This window comes from Kitasatospora sp. NPDC096140 (assembly GCF_040303045.1).
Lineage (GTDB): Bacteria > Actinomycetota > Actinomycetes > Streptomycetales > Streptomycetaceae > Kitasatospora.
Window position 1 is genome coordinate 239,398 of sequence record NZ_JBEOUW010000007.1, and the last position, 13,331, is coordinate 252,728.

Annotated in this window: 16 protein-coding genes and 1 pseudogene; 8 read left to right on the forward strand and 9 right to left on the reverse strand. The window is 74.9% G+C overall.

Annotated features, from left to right (window positions below; all coding sequences use genetic code 11):
• Window positions 1–55: 55 nt before the first annotated feature.
• Together ABT048_RS09755 and ABT048_RS09760 are read left to right on the forward strand one after the other, a co-directional pair.
• Window positions 56–769, forward strand: a complete 714-nt coding sequence (locus tag ABT048_RS09755) for a molybdopterin-dependent oxidoreductase (protein WP_350520793.1) — start codon at window positions 56–58, stop codon at window positions 767–769.
• On the forward strand, window positions 753–1,445 hold the full coding sequence (locus ABT048_RS09760) for a cytochrome b/b6 domain-containing protein (protein WP_350520794.1): 693 nt from the start codon (window positions 753–755) through the stop codon (window positions 1,443–1,445). The genes ABT048_RS09755 and ABT048_RS09760 overlap by 17 nt, the downstream gene beginning before the upstream one ends.
• 18 nt (window positions 1,446–1,463) lie before the next feature.
• Here ABT048_RS09760 and ABT048_RS09765 read toward each other — a convergent pair whose 3' ends face one another.
• The 3 genes and pseudogenes from ABT048_RS09765 to ABT048_RS09775 form a co-directional block, all read right to left on the reverse strand.
• Window positions 1,464–2,132, reverse strand: a complete 669-nt coding sequence (locus ABT048_RS09765) for a class I SAM-dependent methyltransferase (protein WP_350520795.1) — start codon at window positions 2,130–2,132, stop codon at window positions 1,464–1,466.
• Window positions 2,129–2,656, reverse strand: a complete 528-nt coding sequence (locus ABT048_RS09770) for a DUF2064 domain-containing protein (protein WP_502893994.1) — start codon at window positions 2,654–2,656, stop codon at window positions 2,129–2,131. The genes ABT048_RS09765 and ABT048_RS09770 overlap by 4 nt, the downstream gene beginning before the upstream one ends.
• 129 nt (window positions 2,657–2,785) lie before the next feature.
• Window positions 2,786–3,484, reverse strand: a pseudogene (locus tag ABT048_RS09775) (glycosyltransferase family 2 protein); the annotation flags it as partial.
• Window positions 3,485–3,731: 247 nt separating this feature from the next.
• Between ABT048_RS09775 and ABT048_RS09780 the strand changes: the two are divergent.
• Entirely contained in the window at window positions 3,732–4,487 is a 756-nt protein-coding gene (locus ABT048_RS09780; protein ID WP_350520796.1) for a response regulator transcription factor, read from the forward strand.
• Entirely contained in the window at window positions 4,484–5,620 is a 1,137-nt protein-coding gene (locus tag ABT048_RS09785) for a sensor histidine kinase (protein WP_350520797.1), read from the forward strand. Before ABT048_RS09780 ends, ABT048_RS09785 begins: the two co-directional genes overlap by 4 nt.
• Window positions 5,621–5,719: 99 nt before the next feature.
• On the opposite strand, the gene ABT048_RS09790 is transcribed toward ABT048_RS09785, so the two are convergent.
• Complete coding sequence (locus tag ABT048_RS09790; RefSeq protein WP_350520798.1) at window positions 5,720–6,775, reverse strand: NAD-dependent epimerase/dehydratase family protein; 1,056 nt, start codon at window positions 6,773–6,775, stop codon at window positions 5,720–5,722.
• 194 nt (window positions 6,776–6,969) lie between these two features.
• On the opposite strand from ABT048_RS09790, the gene ABT048_RS09795 reads away from it, so the two are divergent.
• On the forward strand, window positions 6,970–7,266 hold the full coding sequence (locus ABT048_RS09795) for a hypothetical protein (RefSeq protein WP_350520799.1): 297 nt from the start codon (window positions 6,970–6,972) through the stop codon (window positions 7,264–7,266).
• A gap of 93 nt (window positions 7,267–7,359) precedes the next feature.
• On the opposite strand, the gene ABT048_RS09800 is transcribed toward ABT048_RS09795, so the two are convergent.
• Both ABT048_RS09800 and ABT048_RS09805 read right to left on the reverse strand, forming a co-directional pair.
• Entirely contained in the window at window positions 7,360–8,067 is a 708-nt protein-coding gene (locus ABT048_RS09800) for a B3/B4 domain-containing protein (RefSeq protein ID WP_350520800.1), read from the reverse strand.
• 171 nt (window positions 8,068–8,238) lie between these two features.
• Window positions 8,239–9,150 (reverse strand): LysR family transcriptional regulator ArgP, encoded by a 912-nt coding sequence (locus tag ABT048_RS09805; protein WP_350520801.1) that lies wholly within the window; start codon window positions 9,148–9,150, stop codon window positions 8,239–8,241.
• Window positions 9,151–9,217: 67 nt separating this feature from the next.
• On the opposite strand from ABT048_RS09805, the gene ABT048_RS09810 reads away from it, so the two are divergent.
• A complete protein-coding gene (locus tag ABT048_RS09810) occupies window positions 9,218–9,829 on the forward strand; it encodes a LysE/ArgO family amino acid transporter (RefSeq protein WP_350520802.1) in 612 nt (203 codons plus the stop codon).
• Between the two features lie 60 nt (window positions 9,830–9,889).
• On the opposite strand, the gene ABT048_RS09815 is transcribed toward ABT048_RS09810, so the two are convergent.
• Window positions 9,890–10,744: a helix-turn-helix transcriptional regulator gene (locus tag ABT048_RS09815; protein WP_350520803.1), complete on the reverse strand. Its 855-nt coding sequence runs from the start codon at window positions 10,742–10,744 to the stop codon at window positions 9,890–9,892.
• A 162-nt stretch (window positions 10,745–10,906) separates the two neighbouring features.
• Here ABT048_RS09815 and ABT048_RS09820 point away from each other — a divergent pair, with 162 nt between their 5' ends.
• Window positions 10,907–11,278 (forward strand): VOC family protein, encoded by a 372-nt coding sequence (locus tag ABT048_RS09820; RefSeq protein WP_350520804.1) that lies wholly within the window; start codon window positions 10,907–10,909, stop codon window positions 11,276–11,278.
• A 193-nt stretch (window positions 11,279–11,471) separates the two neighbouring features.
• The gene (locus ABT048_RS09825) at window positions 11,472–12,107 is read left to right on the forward strand and encodes a hypothetical protein (RefSeq protein WP_350520805.1); all 636 of its coding nucleotides are present in this window, start codon (window positions 11,472–11,474) and stop codon (window positions 12,105–12,107) included.
• A gap of 47 nt (window positions 12,108–12,154) precedes the next feature.
• Here the strand turns inward: ABT048_RS09825 and ABT048_RS09830 are convergent, their stop codons facing one another.
• Together ABT048_RS09830 and ABT048_RS09835 are read right to left on the reverse strand one after the other, a co-directional pair.
• Window positions 12,155–12,592, reverse strand: coding sequence for a hypothetical protein (locus ABT048_RS09830; RefSeq protein ID WP_350520806.1), 438 nt, complete (start codon window positions 12,590–12,592; stop codon window positions 12,155–12,157).
• An 81-nt stretch (window positions 12,593–12,673) separates the two neighbouring features.
• The gene (locus tag ABT048_RS09835; RefSeq protein ID WP_350520807.1) at window positions 12,674–13,276 is read right to left on the reverse strand and encodes a hypothetical protein; all 603 of its coding nucleotides are present in this window, start codon (window positions 13,274–13,276) and stop codon (window positions 12,674–12,676) included.
• Window positions 13,277–13,331 lie beyond the last annotated feature (55 nt).

Consider the following 13,331-nt stretch of genomic DNA (forward strand, 5'->3'; position numbering starts at 1 on the left):
GACGAACCGGCGCCGGCCCTGTCCGCCCCGCCGCCCGGCTGGTCGAATCGGTGGCGTGAACGAACAGATCGAAGAGGGCCGGGGGACACCCGTCGGCCGCAGGGTGGTGCTGGGGCTGCTCGGGCTCGGCGCGGCCGGAGTCGCGGCCGGTCCGTACCTCCAGCGGGCGCAGGAGGCCGTGGCCGGCAAGGACCCGACGGGCCTCACCGGCCTGCTGCCCGGCGGCAGTGGCTTCCGGTACTACTCCGTGGTCGCCTCGGTTCCGACCCGGGGCCCGGACACGTACACCCTGACGGTGGACGGCCTGGTGGACCGCCCCGGCAGCTACCGCCTGGCCGACCTCCAGGCGATGCCGCAGCGCCGGATCGTGCGGGACGTCCAGTGCGTGACCGGGTGGCGGGTACCGGACACCCCGTTCGAGGGCGTGCCGCTGGCCCACCTGCTCGATGCCGCCGGGGTCAGGGCCGGCGCCGGCGCGGTGCGGTTCAGCTGCTTCGACGGCGAGTACACCGAGAGCCTCACCCTGGAACAGGCCCGCCGTGACGACGTGGTGGTCGCGCTCAAGCTCCAGGACGCCCCGATCACGCACGCCCACGGCGGCCCGGTGCGGCTGTACGTGGCGCCGATGTACTTCTACAAGTCGGCCAAGTGGCTGTCCGGGATCACCGTGACCCGCACCGTGGAGCCGGGCTACTGGGAGCAGAACGGCTACGACATCGATGCCTGGGTCGGCCGCTCGAACGGACGTGACGATGCACCGACCGCCTGACCGCGTGCTCCGCTTCAGCCGCGCCGAACGCTGGGTGCACCGCGCCACCGCCGCCCTGATGCTGACCTGCCTGGCCACCGCCGCCTGCCTCTACCTCGCGCCGCTGGCCGAGCTGGTCGGGCGCCGTCGGCTCGTCGTCACCGTGCACGTGTGGTGCGGCCTGGCACTGCCGGTACCCCTGCTGCTCGGGCTGGCCTTCCGGGCGGTCCGGGCGGACGTGTCGAGGCTGAGCCGTTTCCATCCGGTGGACCGGGCCTGGCTGCGCGCCGTGCGTCGGCGTGCAGAGCACCGTCCGGCGGGGAAGTTCAACGCCGGGCAGAAGCTCTACGCGCAGTGGACGCTCGGTGCGATGCTGGTGCTCCTCGGTACGGGCCTGGCGATGTGGCTCACCCACCTGGCACCGGCGACGTGGCGGACGGGCGCGACCTTCGTCCACGACTGGCTCGCCGCGGCCGTCGCCGTGGTCACCGTCGGACACGTCCGGATGGCCCTACGGGACCCGGAGTCCCGGCGCGGGATGCGGACCGGGCTGGTCGACCGGCGCTGGGCCGAGCGGGAGCACCCCCAGTGGCCGCACGAGGATGCCGCGGCGGTACGGGAGGAGCAGGCGGTGCGGGAGGAGCAGGCGGTGCGGGAGAGGCAGCCTGCGCAGGTGAAGCAAGCGGTGCGGGAGTAGCACCGGCTGCGCGCCCCGTCAGCGGGGGCGGACCGCCTTCCGGAAGGCGAGGAAGTGGCGGCCGTGGGAGGTCCAGCGCTCGGTCTCGACGAGCCCCGCCCGGTCGGCGCGCCGGGCGGTTGCCGTCGCACCGCAGCGGGCCCAGTCGAAGGGCGGTCCGACCCGTCCGTCCGCGCCTTCGACCCGGACGGTGGCCCGTTCGTCGACCTCCCCCGGCTCCACCTCAACCAGCAACACGCCGTCCGGGGCGAGCAGTTCGGCGCTCCGGGCGAGCAACCGCCCGGGGTCGCCGCCGATGCCGAGGTTGCCGTCGGCGAGCAGCGCACCACCCCACCGGCCCTCGGCGGGCAGCCGGTCGAAGACCGACCGGCGCAGGGCGGGCCCGCCGAGGCTGCGGGTCCGGGCCACCGCCGCTCCGGTGACGTCGACGCCCAGTGCCGGTACGCCCAGGCCGAGCAGGGCCGCGACGAGACGTCCGGGGCCGCAGCCGAGGTCCACCACCGGCGCGGTCAGCCGGGTGCAGCGCACCAGCAGCCCGTGGTCCGCCCCGGCGGCGGGTGCGCACCAGCGTGCGACGTCCAGCGGGATCCGGCGGCCGTCCTCGCGCCGGAGCCACAGCGGGCCCCGGCCGACGCGGACGGCCTCGGCGAACGGGTCGTCCACCCACGCCTCGGTGGCGACGGTCACCCGGTCACCTCCTGCGCGGTCGCGATCGACCGGAGGCAGGCCGCGAACCTGCTCTCCGGGGCCTCGGCGGCGACGTGCCGCGCGTCCCCGATGGTGTCCACGTCGGTGGCCAGCGGGAGTCGGCCGACCGTCAGGTTCTCCGCCGCCAGCCGGTCGAGCAGGGCCCGTCCGGTGTCCGGTGTGGACATCGGCACGCCCGGCAGCAGCCGCGCGGCCAGCCGCTCGGTGGGCTTCGCCAGCCCGAGCGCCCAGAACCCGCCGTCGTCGGCCGGCCCGTACCAGGCGTCGACGCCCGTACGCCGGGCGGGTGACAGGGCCTCGGCGAGGAGCGCGGCGTCCAGCTGCGGGGTGTCCATGCCCACCAGCAGGGCGGGCGCGTCCGGGGCGGTCCGCGCGGCGTGCGCGAAGGCGGCCGCGAGCCGGACGTCCAGCCCGCCGTCCGACTGCGGCACGACGTCCCAGCCGGCCGGCAGCCAGGGGCCGACGTCACCGTCCAGGACGAGCAGCCGCCGTCCGGCCGGCATCCGGGAGAGGGCGGTGAGGGTGTCGGTGAGTGCGGCCTCGGCCAGCGCCGCCGCCTGCTCGGGCGTGCACGGCGGGGTGAGCCGGGTCTTGACGCGCCCCGGGACCGGCGACTTGGCGATCACCAGGAGGGTCGGCGGCGGCGCGGCCAGGACGGCGCGCATGTCGCGGACGGCCTGCCGGGTGCCGCGCACGGTACCGGTGACCTTGGACCGGCCCGTGCGCGGCAGGTAGTCGACGGGCGTCTCGGTGATCCGCATCCCGGCCGCCGACGCGGCGAGCACCATCTCCAGGGGGTAGCCGGAGCGGCGGTCGCCCAAGCCCAGCGCCAGCAGCCGGTCACGGCGGGCGGCCCGCATCGGGCCGAGGTCGTGCAGCGGTGCTCCCGTCCTCGCCCGCAGCCGGCGGGCCAGCGCGGCATTGGCCAGGCGGGCGTGCAGCGGCCACGCCCCGCGGGCCGCGGGGCGGCGCCGGCCGAGCACCAGGTCCGCCGAGCCCGCGAGGACGGGCGCGGCGACGCGCGGCAGCTGGGCGGGATCCAGCGAGCCGTCGCAGTCCATGAAGCAGACCAGCTCGGCGGTCGCGGCCAGCAGCCCGGCGTGGCAGGCGGCGCCGAAGCCGCGCCGCGGCTCCTCGACGACCGTCGCGCCCAGCGAGCGCGCCAGGTCGGCCGAGCCGTCACGGGAGCCGTTGTCGACGACGATCGCGCGCCAGCCGACGGGCAGCCGGCCCAGCACCCAGGGCAGGGCCCCGGCCTCGTCGAGGCACGGCAGGACCACGTCGACGGGCGGCGACGAGGGAGAAGGAGGGGAGGGAGTCGGAGAGATCACGTCGGCCACGCTAAGCGCGGGCGGGCCCGTGGTGGCCGAACCGCGCCCTTACGAAAGTCCTACGTCGTCCCGCCGTCCCGCCGTCCCGTCCTCCCGTCGTCCCGCCGTCCCGTCCTCCCGCCGTCCCCCGTCCCGTCGTCCTGTCGTCCGCAGGGGCGGCGTTCCGCAGGCGCCGCGATCTTACGGAACACGAACGTCGACCCCGGCGGGGCACTCTGCCCCGGCCACGGCTCGTATCCTCGGCGAGGTGAACGACAGCCCCGCCTCCGCCGCGTCACCGGACCCGGCCCGCATCCTGGTGATCGACGACGACCTCACGGTCGGCGAGGTCGTCGCCGGCTACCTCACCCGGGCCGGCCACCTGGTCGACCGGGCCTGCGACGGCCGCCAGGGCCTGGACCTGGCCCGCGCCCACCGCCCCGACCTCCTGGTCCTGGACCTCATGCTCCCCGGGATCGACGGACTGGAGATCCTGCGCAGGCTGCGCGCCTCCGAGGACGGCGCCGACCTCCCGGTGGTCCTGCTCACCGCCAAGGGCGACGAGGCCGACCGCATCCTCGGCCTGGAACTGGGCGCGGACGACTACGTCACCAAGCCCTTCTCCCCGCGCGAACTCGTCCTGCGCGTCCAGTCCGTCCTGCGCCGCTCGCGCGCCGCCGCGCCGACGGCGTCGGCCCTCGCACCGCTGGCGTCCGGGGACGTCACCCTGGACCCGCAGGCCCGCCGGGCGCACCGGGGAGGGAACGAACTCCTCCTCACCCTACGGGAGTTCGACCTGCTCGCGTTCTTCCTCCGGCACCCCCGGGCGGTCTTCTCCCGCCAGGAGCTGATGCAGCGGGTCTGGGGCTGGGACTTCGGCGACCTGTCCACCGTCACCGTCCACGTGCGCCGGCTGCGCGAGAAGATCGAGGACGACCCCGCCGCACCGACGCTGATCACCACGGTCTGGGGCGTCGGCTACCGCTACGACCCCGTGACGGACGAGAAGGACGGCCCCGCGTGAAGGACCTGCTGCTGATCGCCCTGTTCGCGGGGCTCGGCGCCACCGGCGCCGGCCTGCTCGGCTGGGTCGCTGTACGGCTGCTGCGCCGCCGCTCGATGGCCCTCTCGCTCTTCTGCGTCGCCGCCGTCACCGTGCTCGCCGTCACCTCCGGCACGTTCGCCGTCGCCCAGGCGATGTTCCTGTCCGGACACGACCTCGGCGTGGTGATCACGGTCCTCGGCATGGCGTCCGTGGTCTCGCTGCTCACGGCCGCCCTGCTCGGACGCCAGGTCGTGGCCGGCAGCCGCGCCCTGACCGAGGCCGCCCGCACCGTCGGGAGCGACGCCGGATTCACCGCCCCCGCGCATCCCCTCGGACTCGAACTGGCCCAGCTGAGCGAGGAGCTCGCCGCCACCAGTGCCCGGCTCGCCGAGTCGCGTGCCCGGGAGCAGGCGCTGGACGCCTCACGGCGCGAGCTGATCGCCTGGATCTCCCACGACCTGCGTACGCCGCTCGCCGGGCTGCGCGCGATGGCCGAGGCCCTGGAGGACGGGGTGGTCGACGAGCCGGGGCACTACCTCGGGCGGATCCGTACCGAGGTGGAGCGGCTCACCGGGATGGTCGACGACCTCTTCGAGCTCTCCCGCATCCAGGCCGGTGCGCTGTCCCTCTCGGTGTCCCGGGTGTCCGTCTACGACCTGGTCGACGACGCACTGGCGGGCGCCCATCCGCTGGCCCGCCAGCGCGGCGTCCGCCTGGAAGGCGGTCAGGTCGCCGCCGAACCGGTCGAGGTGGACAGCCGCGAGATCACCCGGGTCCTGGGCAACCTCCTCGTCAACGCGATCCGGTCGACGCCCGCGGACGGCGTCGTCGCCGTCTCGGCCCGCCGGGAGGTCGACGAGGTGGTCCTCTCGGTCACCGACGGCTGCGGGGGCATCCCGGAGCAGGACCTCCACCGCGTGTTCGAGACCGGCTGGCGCGGCAGCACCGCCCGGACGCCACGGCGCGATCCCGGTGAGGGCGGGGACAGCGGAGCCGGCCTCGGGCTGGCCATCGTCCGCGGCATCGTCGAGGCTCACGCCGGCCGCGCCGGGGTGCGCAACGTCGCCGGGGGCTGCTGCTTCGAGATCGCGCTCCCGGCGGCTCGCGGGTAGCGGGTAGCGGGTAGCGGGGGCACGTGAGGGGCCGGGCACCTGGGTGCCCGGCCCCTCGCGTGTTCCGGGCCTGGGCCCGGGCCCAGGCCCCCCGGCCCCTCAGGCGCGCAGCGGTGCGGCGGCGAACTCGGCCATCCCCGCCCCGAACGGCACCCGGGCCCGCCAGCCCAGCTCCTCACGCAGCCGGGAGGAATCGGCGGTGATGTGTCGGACGTCCCCGAGCCGGTACTGCCCGGTCACCACCGGGGCCGGCCCACCGTAGGCGTCGGCCAGCGCCCGGGCCATCTCGCCGACCGTGCGCACCTCGCCGCTGCCGACGTTGTACGCCCGGGCCCGGCCCGGGAGGCGGTCGCGGACGTCCTCCAGGGCGGCCAGGTTCGCCGCCGCGACGTCGTCGACGTGCACGAAGTCCCGGCGCTGGCCGCCGTCCTCGAACACCCGGGGAGCCTCGCCACGGGCGAGCCGCGAGCGGAACAGCGAGGCCACTCCGGCGTACGGGGTGTCGCGCGGCATGCCCGGGCCGTAGACGTTGTGGTAACGCAGCGTCAGGACCGACCCGTCGCAGGCGCGGGCCCAGGCGGCGGCCAGGTGCTCCTGGGCGAGCTTGGTCGCGGCGTACACGTTGCGGGGGTCGCCCGGGGCGGCCTCGTCCACCAGTCCCGGCCGGAGCGGGGCCCCGCACACCGGGCAGGGCGGTTCGAACCGGCCGGCATCGAGGTCGTCCGGACGCCGTGGTCCGGGCGCCACGCACCCGTGCTCCGGACACGTGTACCGGCCCTCGCCGTAGACCACCATCGATCCGGCCAGGACCAGGCTCCGCACCCCCGTGCGGGCCATCGCGGACAGCAGCACGGCCGTACCGAGGTCGTTGCAGCCGACGTACTCGGGCGCGTCGTCGAGGTCGAGCCCGAGGCCGACCATGGCCGCCTGGTGGCATACCGCGTCCACCCCGGCCAGCGCCCCTCGCACCGCCGACGCGTCCCGGACGTCGCCGTGCCGGAACTCGACGCCGCCCGGCAGCTCGGGCACCGCCCCCGACGGGTGGACCGCGGGCAGGAGCGCGTCCAGCACGCGGACCTCGTGGCCCGCCGTGACCAGGGCACGCACGACGGCCGAACCGATGAACCCGGCGCCGCCGGTGACCAGAATCCTCATGCCCCGGGACGCTACCCGCCGGGCCGCACCGCGGACCGCCGCGACGGCATGGCGTCAGCGATCCGTAAGACGACCGCGCCGGTCGGGTGGGGTCGGCCCGGGGAACCAGGGGTCGGCCCGGGGAACCGGGGCCCGGGCCACCGAGTCCCTCACGGAGGACGGCAGTTCGGGTACGACGTCGAGAGGGGGCGGGGATGCGGGACAGGCGGCCGACCGACCGGGAGCTGCGGCAGATCTTCCACGCGGAACTGGAGCGCGTGCTCACGGGCGGGGGCCCGCGTTCCTGCTCCGGGCTGGACAATGACACGGACAAGGCGCTCTGGGCGATCGCCTCGGCGGAGCCCGCCGACCGCGAGGCGCTGGCGCCGGCCGCCTACCGGGCCTTCGCCGGTCAGCTGGACGGCAGCAACGCGGCCCGCTGGAAGGAGGACCTGCGGCGCAGGTTCGAGGAGCACGCGCAGCGGCGGCAGGCTCCCGGAGCAGCCTCCTGAGCGCTCGCGGGGGCGCTCACGGGAGCGCTCACCGGGGCGCTCCGGCGCGGCGCAGGTCCGGGGGGATGCCGGCCGGGCCCTCGGGACGCCGTCTCAGACGGTGACCCGGGGTCGTTCCGCGCTCAGGTGGTCCACCGCGGTCCGGTCGGCGTGCCGGGCGAGCAGCTTCCGCAACTCCTCGGCCGCGGCCGTGAGGAGCCGGCCGTCGCGGGTGGCGTGGAGGGTTTCGAGGACGAAGGCGACGTGGGTGGAGTCCTCGGTGACACGGGTGCGGTGGGCGTCGCGGTGGTTCCAGTGCCGGGTCAGGATGCCGGTGGTGTCCGCGTAGACGATCTCACCGGGCCTGGGGTGCTCGACGGAGTCGGGCTCGCCGAGCGGCGTGAAGGACTCGCTGCCGTCCGCGGGGCGGATGGCGACCTCGCCGGTGACGTGGTCCAGGTCGAAGGCGCCGGCCGGCAGCCCGTGGCGGACGGAGACGACGTTGTAGGAGTCGACGGCCGGGTTGACCCGCGGCAGGGCGCCCTTCTTGGCGAGGCGCCGGCCCAGCGCGTCGACGCTGGGGCGGACGCGGCGCGGGTTGGTACCGAAGGAGCGGTAGGCGGTGTGCCAGGCCTCGATGCGGGGGTCGGTCTCGTCGGCGGGCTGCCAGGCCCCTTCGGCGAGCTCCCGCTCCAGCTCTGCCACGGCGGCGGCGGTGCCGGTCCACTCCTCACGACCGCGCAGGCCGGTGGCGGTGACCACGGCGATGAGGGTCTCGGGGAAGGCGCCGACGACGGCGGGATCGAGGCGGAACGTGACCATGGACTTCTCTGCTTCCTCGTTGATCGGGTGGGGCGGGGGTCGGTCGGGGCTTCCGGAGGGCGGGTGCACTGTCGCGCACGGCTCGCGCCGCTTCACTCAGGGCACGCGCCGGTACCGCACGGCTCGCGCCGCTACCGCAGGGCACGCGCCGGTACCGCACGGCTCGCGCCGCTACCGCAGGGCACGCGCCGCTTCCGCCGCGACGGCCGCGGCGACGGCTGCCAGTGCGGGCGAGTCGAGGCGCCACTGCTGCCAGTAGAGCGGGACCTCGACCGTACGGCGCGGGAGGAAGCGGACCAGCGCGCCGCTGCGCAGCCGGGGCTCGGCCTGGCTGCGCGGGACGAGGCCCCAGCCGAGGCCGGCCGCGACGGCATCGGCGAAGCCCTCACTGGACGGGACGTAGTGCCGCCGGAAGCTCGCTCCCCGACCGCCCGTCAGATCGCGGGCGAAGGTGTCCTGCAACTCGTCACGGCGGTCGAAGCAGACCACCGGGGCGTCCGGGAGCAGCAGGGCCGCGTCGCCGTCGAGCCAGCGCGCGACGAACTGCGGCGCGGCCACCGGCAGGAAGACCATCGCACCGAGCCGCTGCACCGAGCAGCCCGCCACCGGCTGGGGCGTGGAGGTGACCGCGGCCATCACCTCGCCGGCGCGCAGCATGGCGGTGGTGTGCGCCTCGTCCTCGCGGCGCAGGTCGACGTGGATGCGCGCGTCCTGCGCGAGGGAGGCCAGTGCGGGCACGAACCAGGTCGCCAGTGAGTCCGCGTTGACCGCGATCGGCAGCCAGGAGGCACCCGAGGGCCCGGCGTCCTCGGTGCCCCCGGGCATCCCGAGTTCGTCGAGCGCGTCGCCTTCCAACCGGTCGAGCTGACGGGCGTAGCGCACCACGACCTGTCCCGACTCGGTCGCCTTGACCGGCCGCGAGCGGGTCAGCAGGACCCGCCCGGTGCGCTGCTCCAGTGCCTTGATCCGCTGGCTCACCGCCGAGGGCGTCACGTGCAGGGCCGCCGCGGCGGCGTCGAAGGTGCCCTCGTCGACGACCGCGAGCAGGGTCCGGACCAGGTCGTGGGGCAGCTCAGCCTTCATGACAGCTAAGGATACGTAAAAATGTTTAGCTGGCCTTGTGATGTGCCGATTGCCTACGGTGTCGGCCATGGGAAGCACGTTCACCGCCACGGCCGCAGGTTTCGGGGCCGGTCTGTCACTCATCGTCGCCATCGGGGGGCAGAACGCCTTCGTCCTGCGCCAAGGCGTCCGCCGGGAGGCGGTCCTGCCGGTGGTCGCGATCTGCGCGGCCTCCGACGCCGTACTGATCGCCTGCGGCGTCGGCGGGCTCGGCGCGCTGATCACGGCGTGGCCGGCGGCACTGACGGCGGTGCGCGCGGTCGGCGCGGTCTTCCTGCTCTGCTACGCGGTGATCGCCGCGCGCCGCGCCTTCCGGGCCTCCAGCCTGGAGGCCGGCGGACCGACCGTCCACTCCGGGCGCCGCGCGGTGCTCACCTGTCTCGCGATGACCTGGCTCAACCCGCACGTCTACCTCGACACGGTGCTCCTGCTCGGTGCCATCGCCGCCACCCACGGCACACTCCGCTGGGAGTTCGCGCTCGGCGCCGCACTGGCCAGCGTGTGCTGGTTCACCGCGCTGGGCTTCGGCGCCCGTCTGCTCACCGGCTTCTTCCGCCGTGCCTCGTCGTGGCGCGTCCTGGACGCCCTCGTCGCGACGACGATGCTGTTCACCGGCCTGTCGCTGGCCGCGGGCGCCTGACGGCACCTCCGCTGTGCGCGCGTCGCACGCGGTCAGGTGCGCGCGGTCGGTCGCACGCGGTCAGACGCGCGCGGCAGCCAGGAGCCGGCGAAGCCTCGCCGGGGTGTGGCCCAGGTACTGGCGCATGGTCCGGGTCAGATGGGCCTGGTCGGCGTAGCCGAGTTCGGCGGCGAGGGTGCCGAGGCCGTTCTCGCCGGCCTCCAGGCGGTCGAGCGCCCGGCCGATACGGACTCGGTGGCGGTAGCGGGTCACCGAGACGCCGAGCTCGCGGGGGAACGCCCGGCTCAGGCGGTACGGCGAGACACCGAGCAACTCGGCCAGCGGGAGCAGCGCGTTCGAGGCCGGGTGTCCCTCGACGATCGCCTCGCGGGCGGCCGCCACCAGGCGCCGATCGTGTTCGGGCGATGCGCGGCCGAGCGGGGTCGGTCCGGCCACGGTACGGCCGATGGCCGTCGAGAGCAGGGTCAGCAGTTCCTCGGTGAGCGCGTAGTCGACGTCGCCCGAGCGGGCGGTGGCGATGAGGCGCCGGTGGGCCAGGTCGAGCCGCGGGTCGACGTAGAGCGCCTGCCCGGCTCGTCCGGCTCCGGCACCCACGCCCGTACCGGCACCGGCACGGTGACTGTCACCCGCCAGGGAGCGCCACAGCTCCGGCGTGACGCTGATCGCGGTGCAGTGGTCGCCGCCGTCGGGGTGGGCGAAGCTCTCCTCCTGGCCCGGCACACCCACGTAGGCCACCGTCGCGTCGAGGTCCGCGGCGACGCCGGCGGCTCTCCGGCGGAACCGGCCGCGGCGCACCAGCACCACGCGGTAGTCGCTGCGGACTTCCGGCGCCGACCACCGGGTGTGGTCGGCGCGGCAGGCCACCGCGCTGATCCCGAAGTCGGGCCGGGTGGCGAGGGGAACGGCTGTGAGCACGTCGCCGACGCTACCCGGCGGGTCTGACAAACCCCCGCCCCCGCAAGGATGTTCAAGACCGGGACCGGCCGTCACGGGCACGCTGACGGAGTGCGAGGGGCCGGGCCGGAAGGCCGGGACCGCTCGCGCCCCATCCAGTTCGGATACCGAGGAGTCATCGGCATGCCCGTTCTCAAGCAGCTCAGCACGATCGTCATCGACTGCGCCGATCCGGCCGCGCTCGCCGCGTTCTACCACAAGGCCACCGGGTGGGAGATCACCCACAGCGACCAGGACTTCGCCTCGCTGGGCGACGGCACCCCGGTCCGACTCGCCTTCGTCCGGGTCGACGGCTACCGGGCGCCGGGCTGGCCCGGCGGCGCCGCGCACGTGCATCTCGACTTCACCGTCGCCGACGTGCACCGCGCGGCCGAGGACCTGCTCGGCTTCGGTGCGTCCCGGCCGGAGTTCCAGCCGGGTGAGGACGAGTGGATCGTCCTCACGGACCCCGAGGGCCACCCGTTCTGCCTCACCCCCGTCACCGGCGACGCGTGAGCGCGTACGGAGAGGAGAGCGGATTCTGATCCCGCCCGCCCTCGTCCAGGCCTGAACGCCTACGGCCTACGCCTGCGGCCTGCGGTCGTGCGCCGGGCTCGCGTGCCGTACCCCGGCCGCGAGCCCGCGCCGGGTCGGGTCGCGCAGGGCCGCGCCGGGGCGGATGTCAGGGACGGGTACTACCGTCCCGGGCATGGGTTTCACCAGTATCTGGGCGATCAGCAGCCACCCGGACGCCTTCATCGCCGACCTCGCACCCCTGCTGCTGCCTGCGATGGAGGCGGACCGCTCCGAGCCCCACGTCCAACGGCGATGGGAGCGGTGGCAGCAGGCTCCGCTGCCCGACCACCGTACGTGGTACGGCAGTTCGGGGCACCCGGCGGCGGATGACGCTGCCGTCCGGTCGTTCCTGGACCTCACCGTCCCGGGGCGTCACGTCGACGACCTGTGCTCCGGCACCGTCGATCCGGACTTCTCCGCCATCGAGAACGTGTGGACGGACCGTGCGGACGAGAACATCTTCGTCTCGGTCAATTCCAAGGACTACGCGGTCCAGTCGTTCTTCCATGCCATCGGCCCGGCCCGCGCCACGCTCCTGCCGGGCTGGTGCGGCAACTTCCTCCTCACCTCGGCCGAGGTCCGCCGGACCCTGCCCGACGTGGAGCGCGCCCTCACCTTCACCGACGCCGAACGCGCCGCTGCGGAGGCCCAGGACTGGCTGCACTACTACCCCGGCAAGGAGTGCGTCCTGGACGGCCCGCTGCGGCTGTGGCGCAGCGCCGCCGCGAGCGGTCTCGGCCTGTGCGGGCTGGCCGTTCACATCTCCTGACCTGCCGCCGGCGTCGGCAGGTAGGCCGCTCTGGCGGTTCGACTTCGTCAGTTGCCGCCCAGCAGGTCGCGCAGTCCCTCCTCGAAGTCCGGGAGCGCGTACTGCTCCGTGCCGCGGCCCGGCACTTCGAGCTTCTTCAGCTGCCCGCCGACGACGTGGGACACCAGGGGCGCGGGCAGCGCCTCCGGCCAGAGCCCGGTCCGCTTCCCTTCGGAGAGCACCCGGCGGAACGCCCCGGTGGATCCCCGGAGGCTCCGACCGTTCGCCTTCAACTCGTCCGCGGCACACTCGCCGTCGCCTTCGACGACCTGGAGCAGGATCTGCTGCGCACGGGGCGGCAGGCGTTCGTAGTACGAACGGGCCCGTTCCGGAGTCCAGCGCTCGTCGGCCACGGCGGTCACGACGGCGGCCGGCATGGCGGCCAGGGCGAGCAGCTTCTCCAGCGCCTCGGGGGTCGGATTCTCCACGGTGATCGTGATCCTCATGGCGGACACAGTGACAGCCCGAAGCGTTGAGCACAAATAACCTCGCAAACGCGCTGCAGACAAGAAGCGGTCGGCGCGGCGTCAGGATCGGTCGGGCTCGAACAGCGGGTCGAGCGGCTCGCCGTCGTACCCGACGACAAGGCAGGTCGCCGCGTCCGGCCCCCGGGACAGCTCGGCGAGCCGGGCGAGGGCCGCCGCCTCGGACGGCAGCGCGGCGGGATCGAGACCGAGCGCCCGGGCCGCGCGCTCGCGCCGCCGGTCGAGGTCGGGCACGTCCTCCCGGTAGTCGCCGGCGACGGCGCGGAGCCCTTCGGCCGTCCGCCCGGGGGCGTCCCGCCACCACGGTGCCACGAGGCACAGCTCCACCAACTCCCGCAGCCCGACGGCAAGCGGTCCGGCCACGCCATCGAGGCTCACGAACACCACCGGGCGTTCCTCACCACCCTCGCCGACGAAGCAGAAGGCGTCCCCCGTACCCGCCTGCGCGAACTGCTCCAGCCGGTCCCCGGAGGCGAGACGGACTCCGTCCTGCAGCTCGTGGTCTGCCGGGTTCGCCGCGTCAAGGTCCGCAACCCCGGCGAAGAACGCGATGACCTCCTCATCGGTGGCCAGAAGAGGCAGCAGTGCCCCGGAGCGGGCCGAGCCGCCGCCGGTACCGCCGCCTGCGGGCGTGGATCCGTTCACCCGGCCACCGTAACCGAGGGCCTCGGCAACGGCACCGGCGGCCGTAGCGGCAACG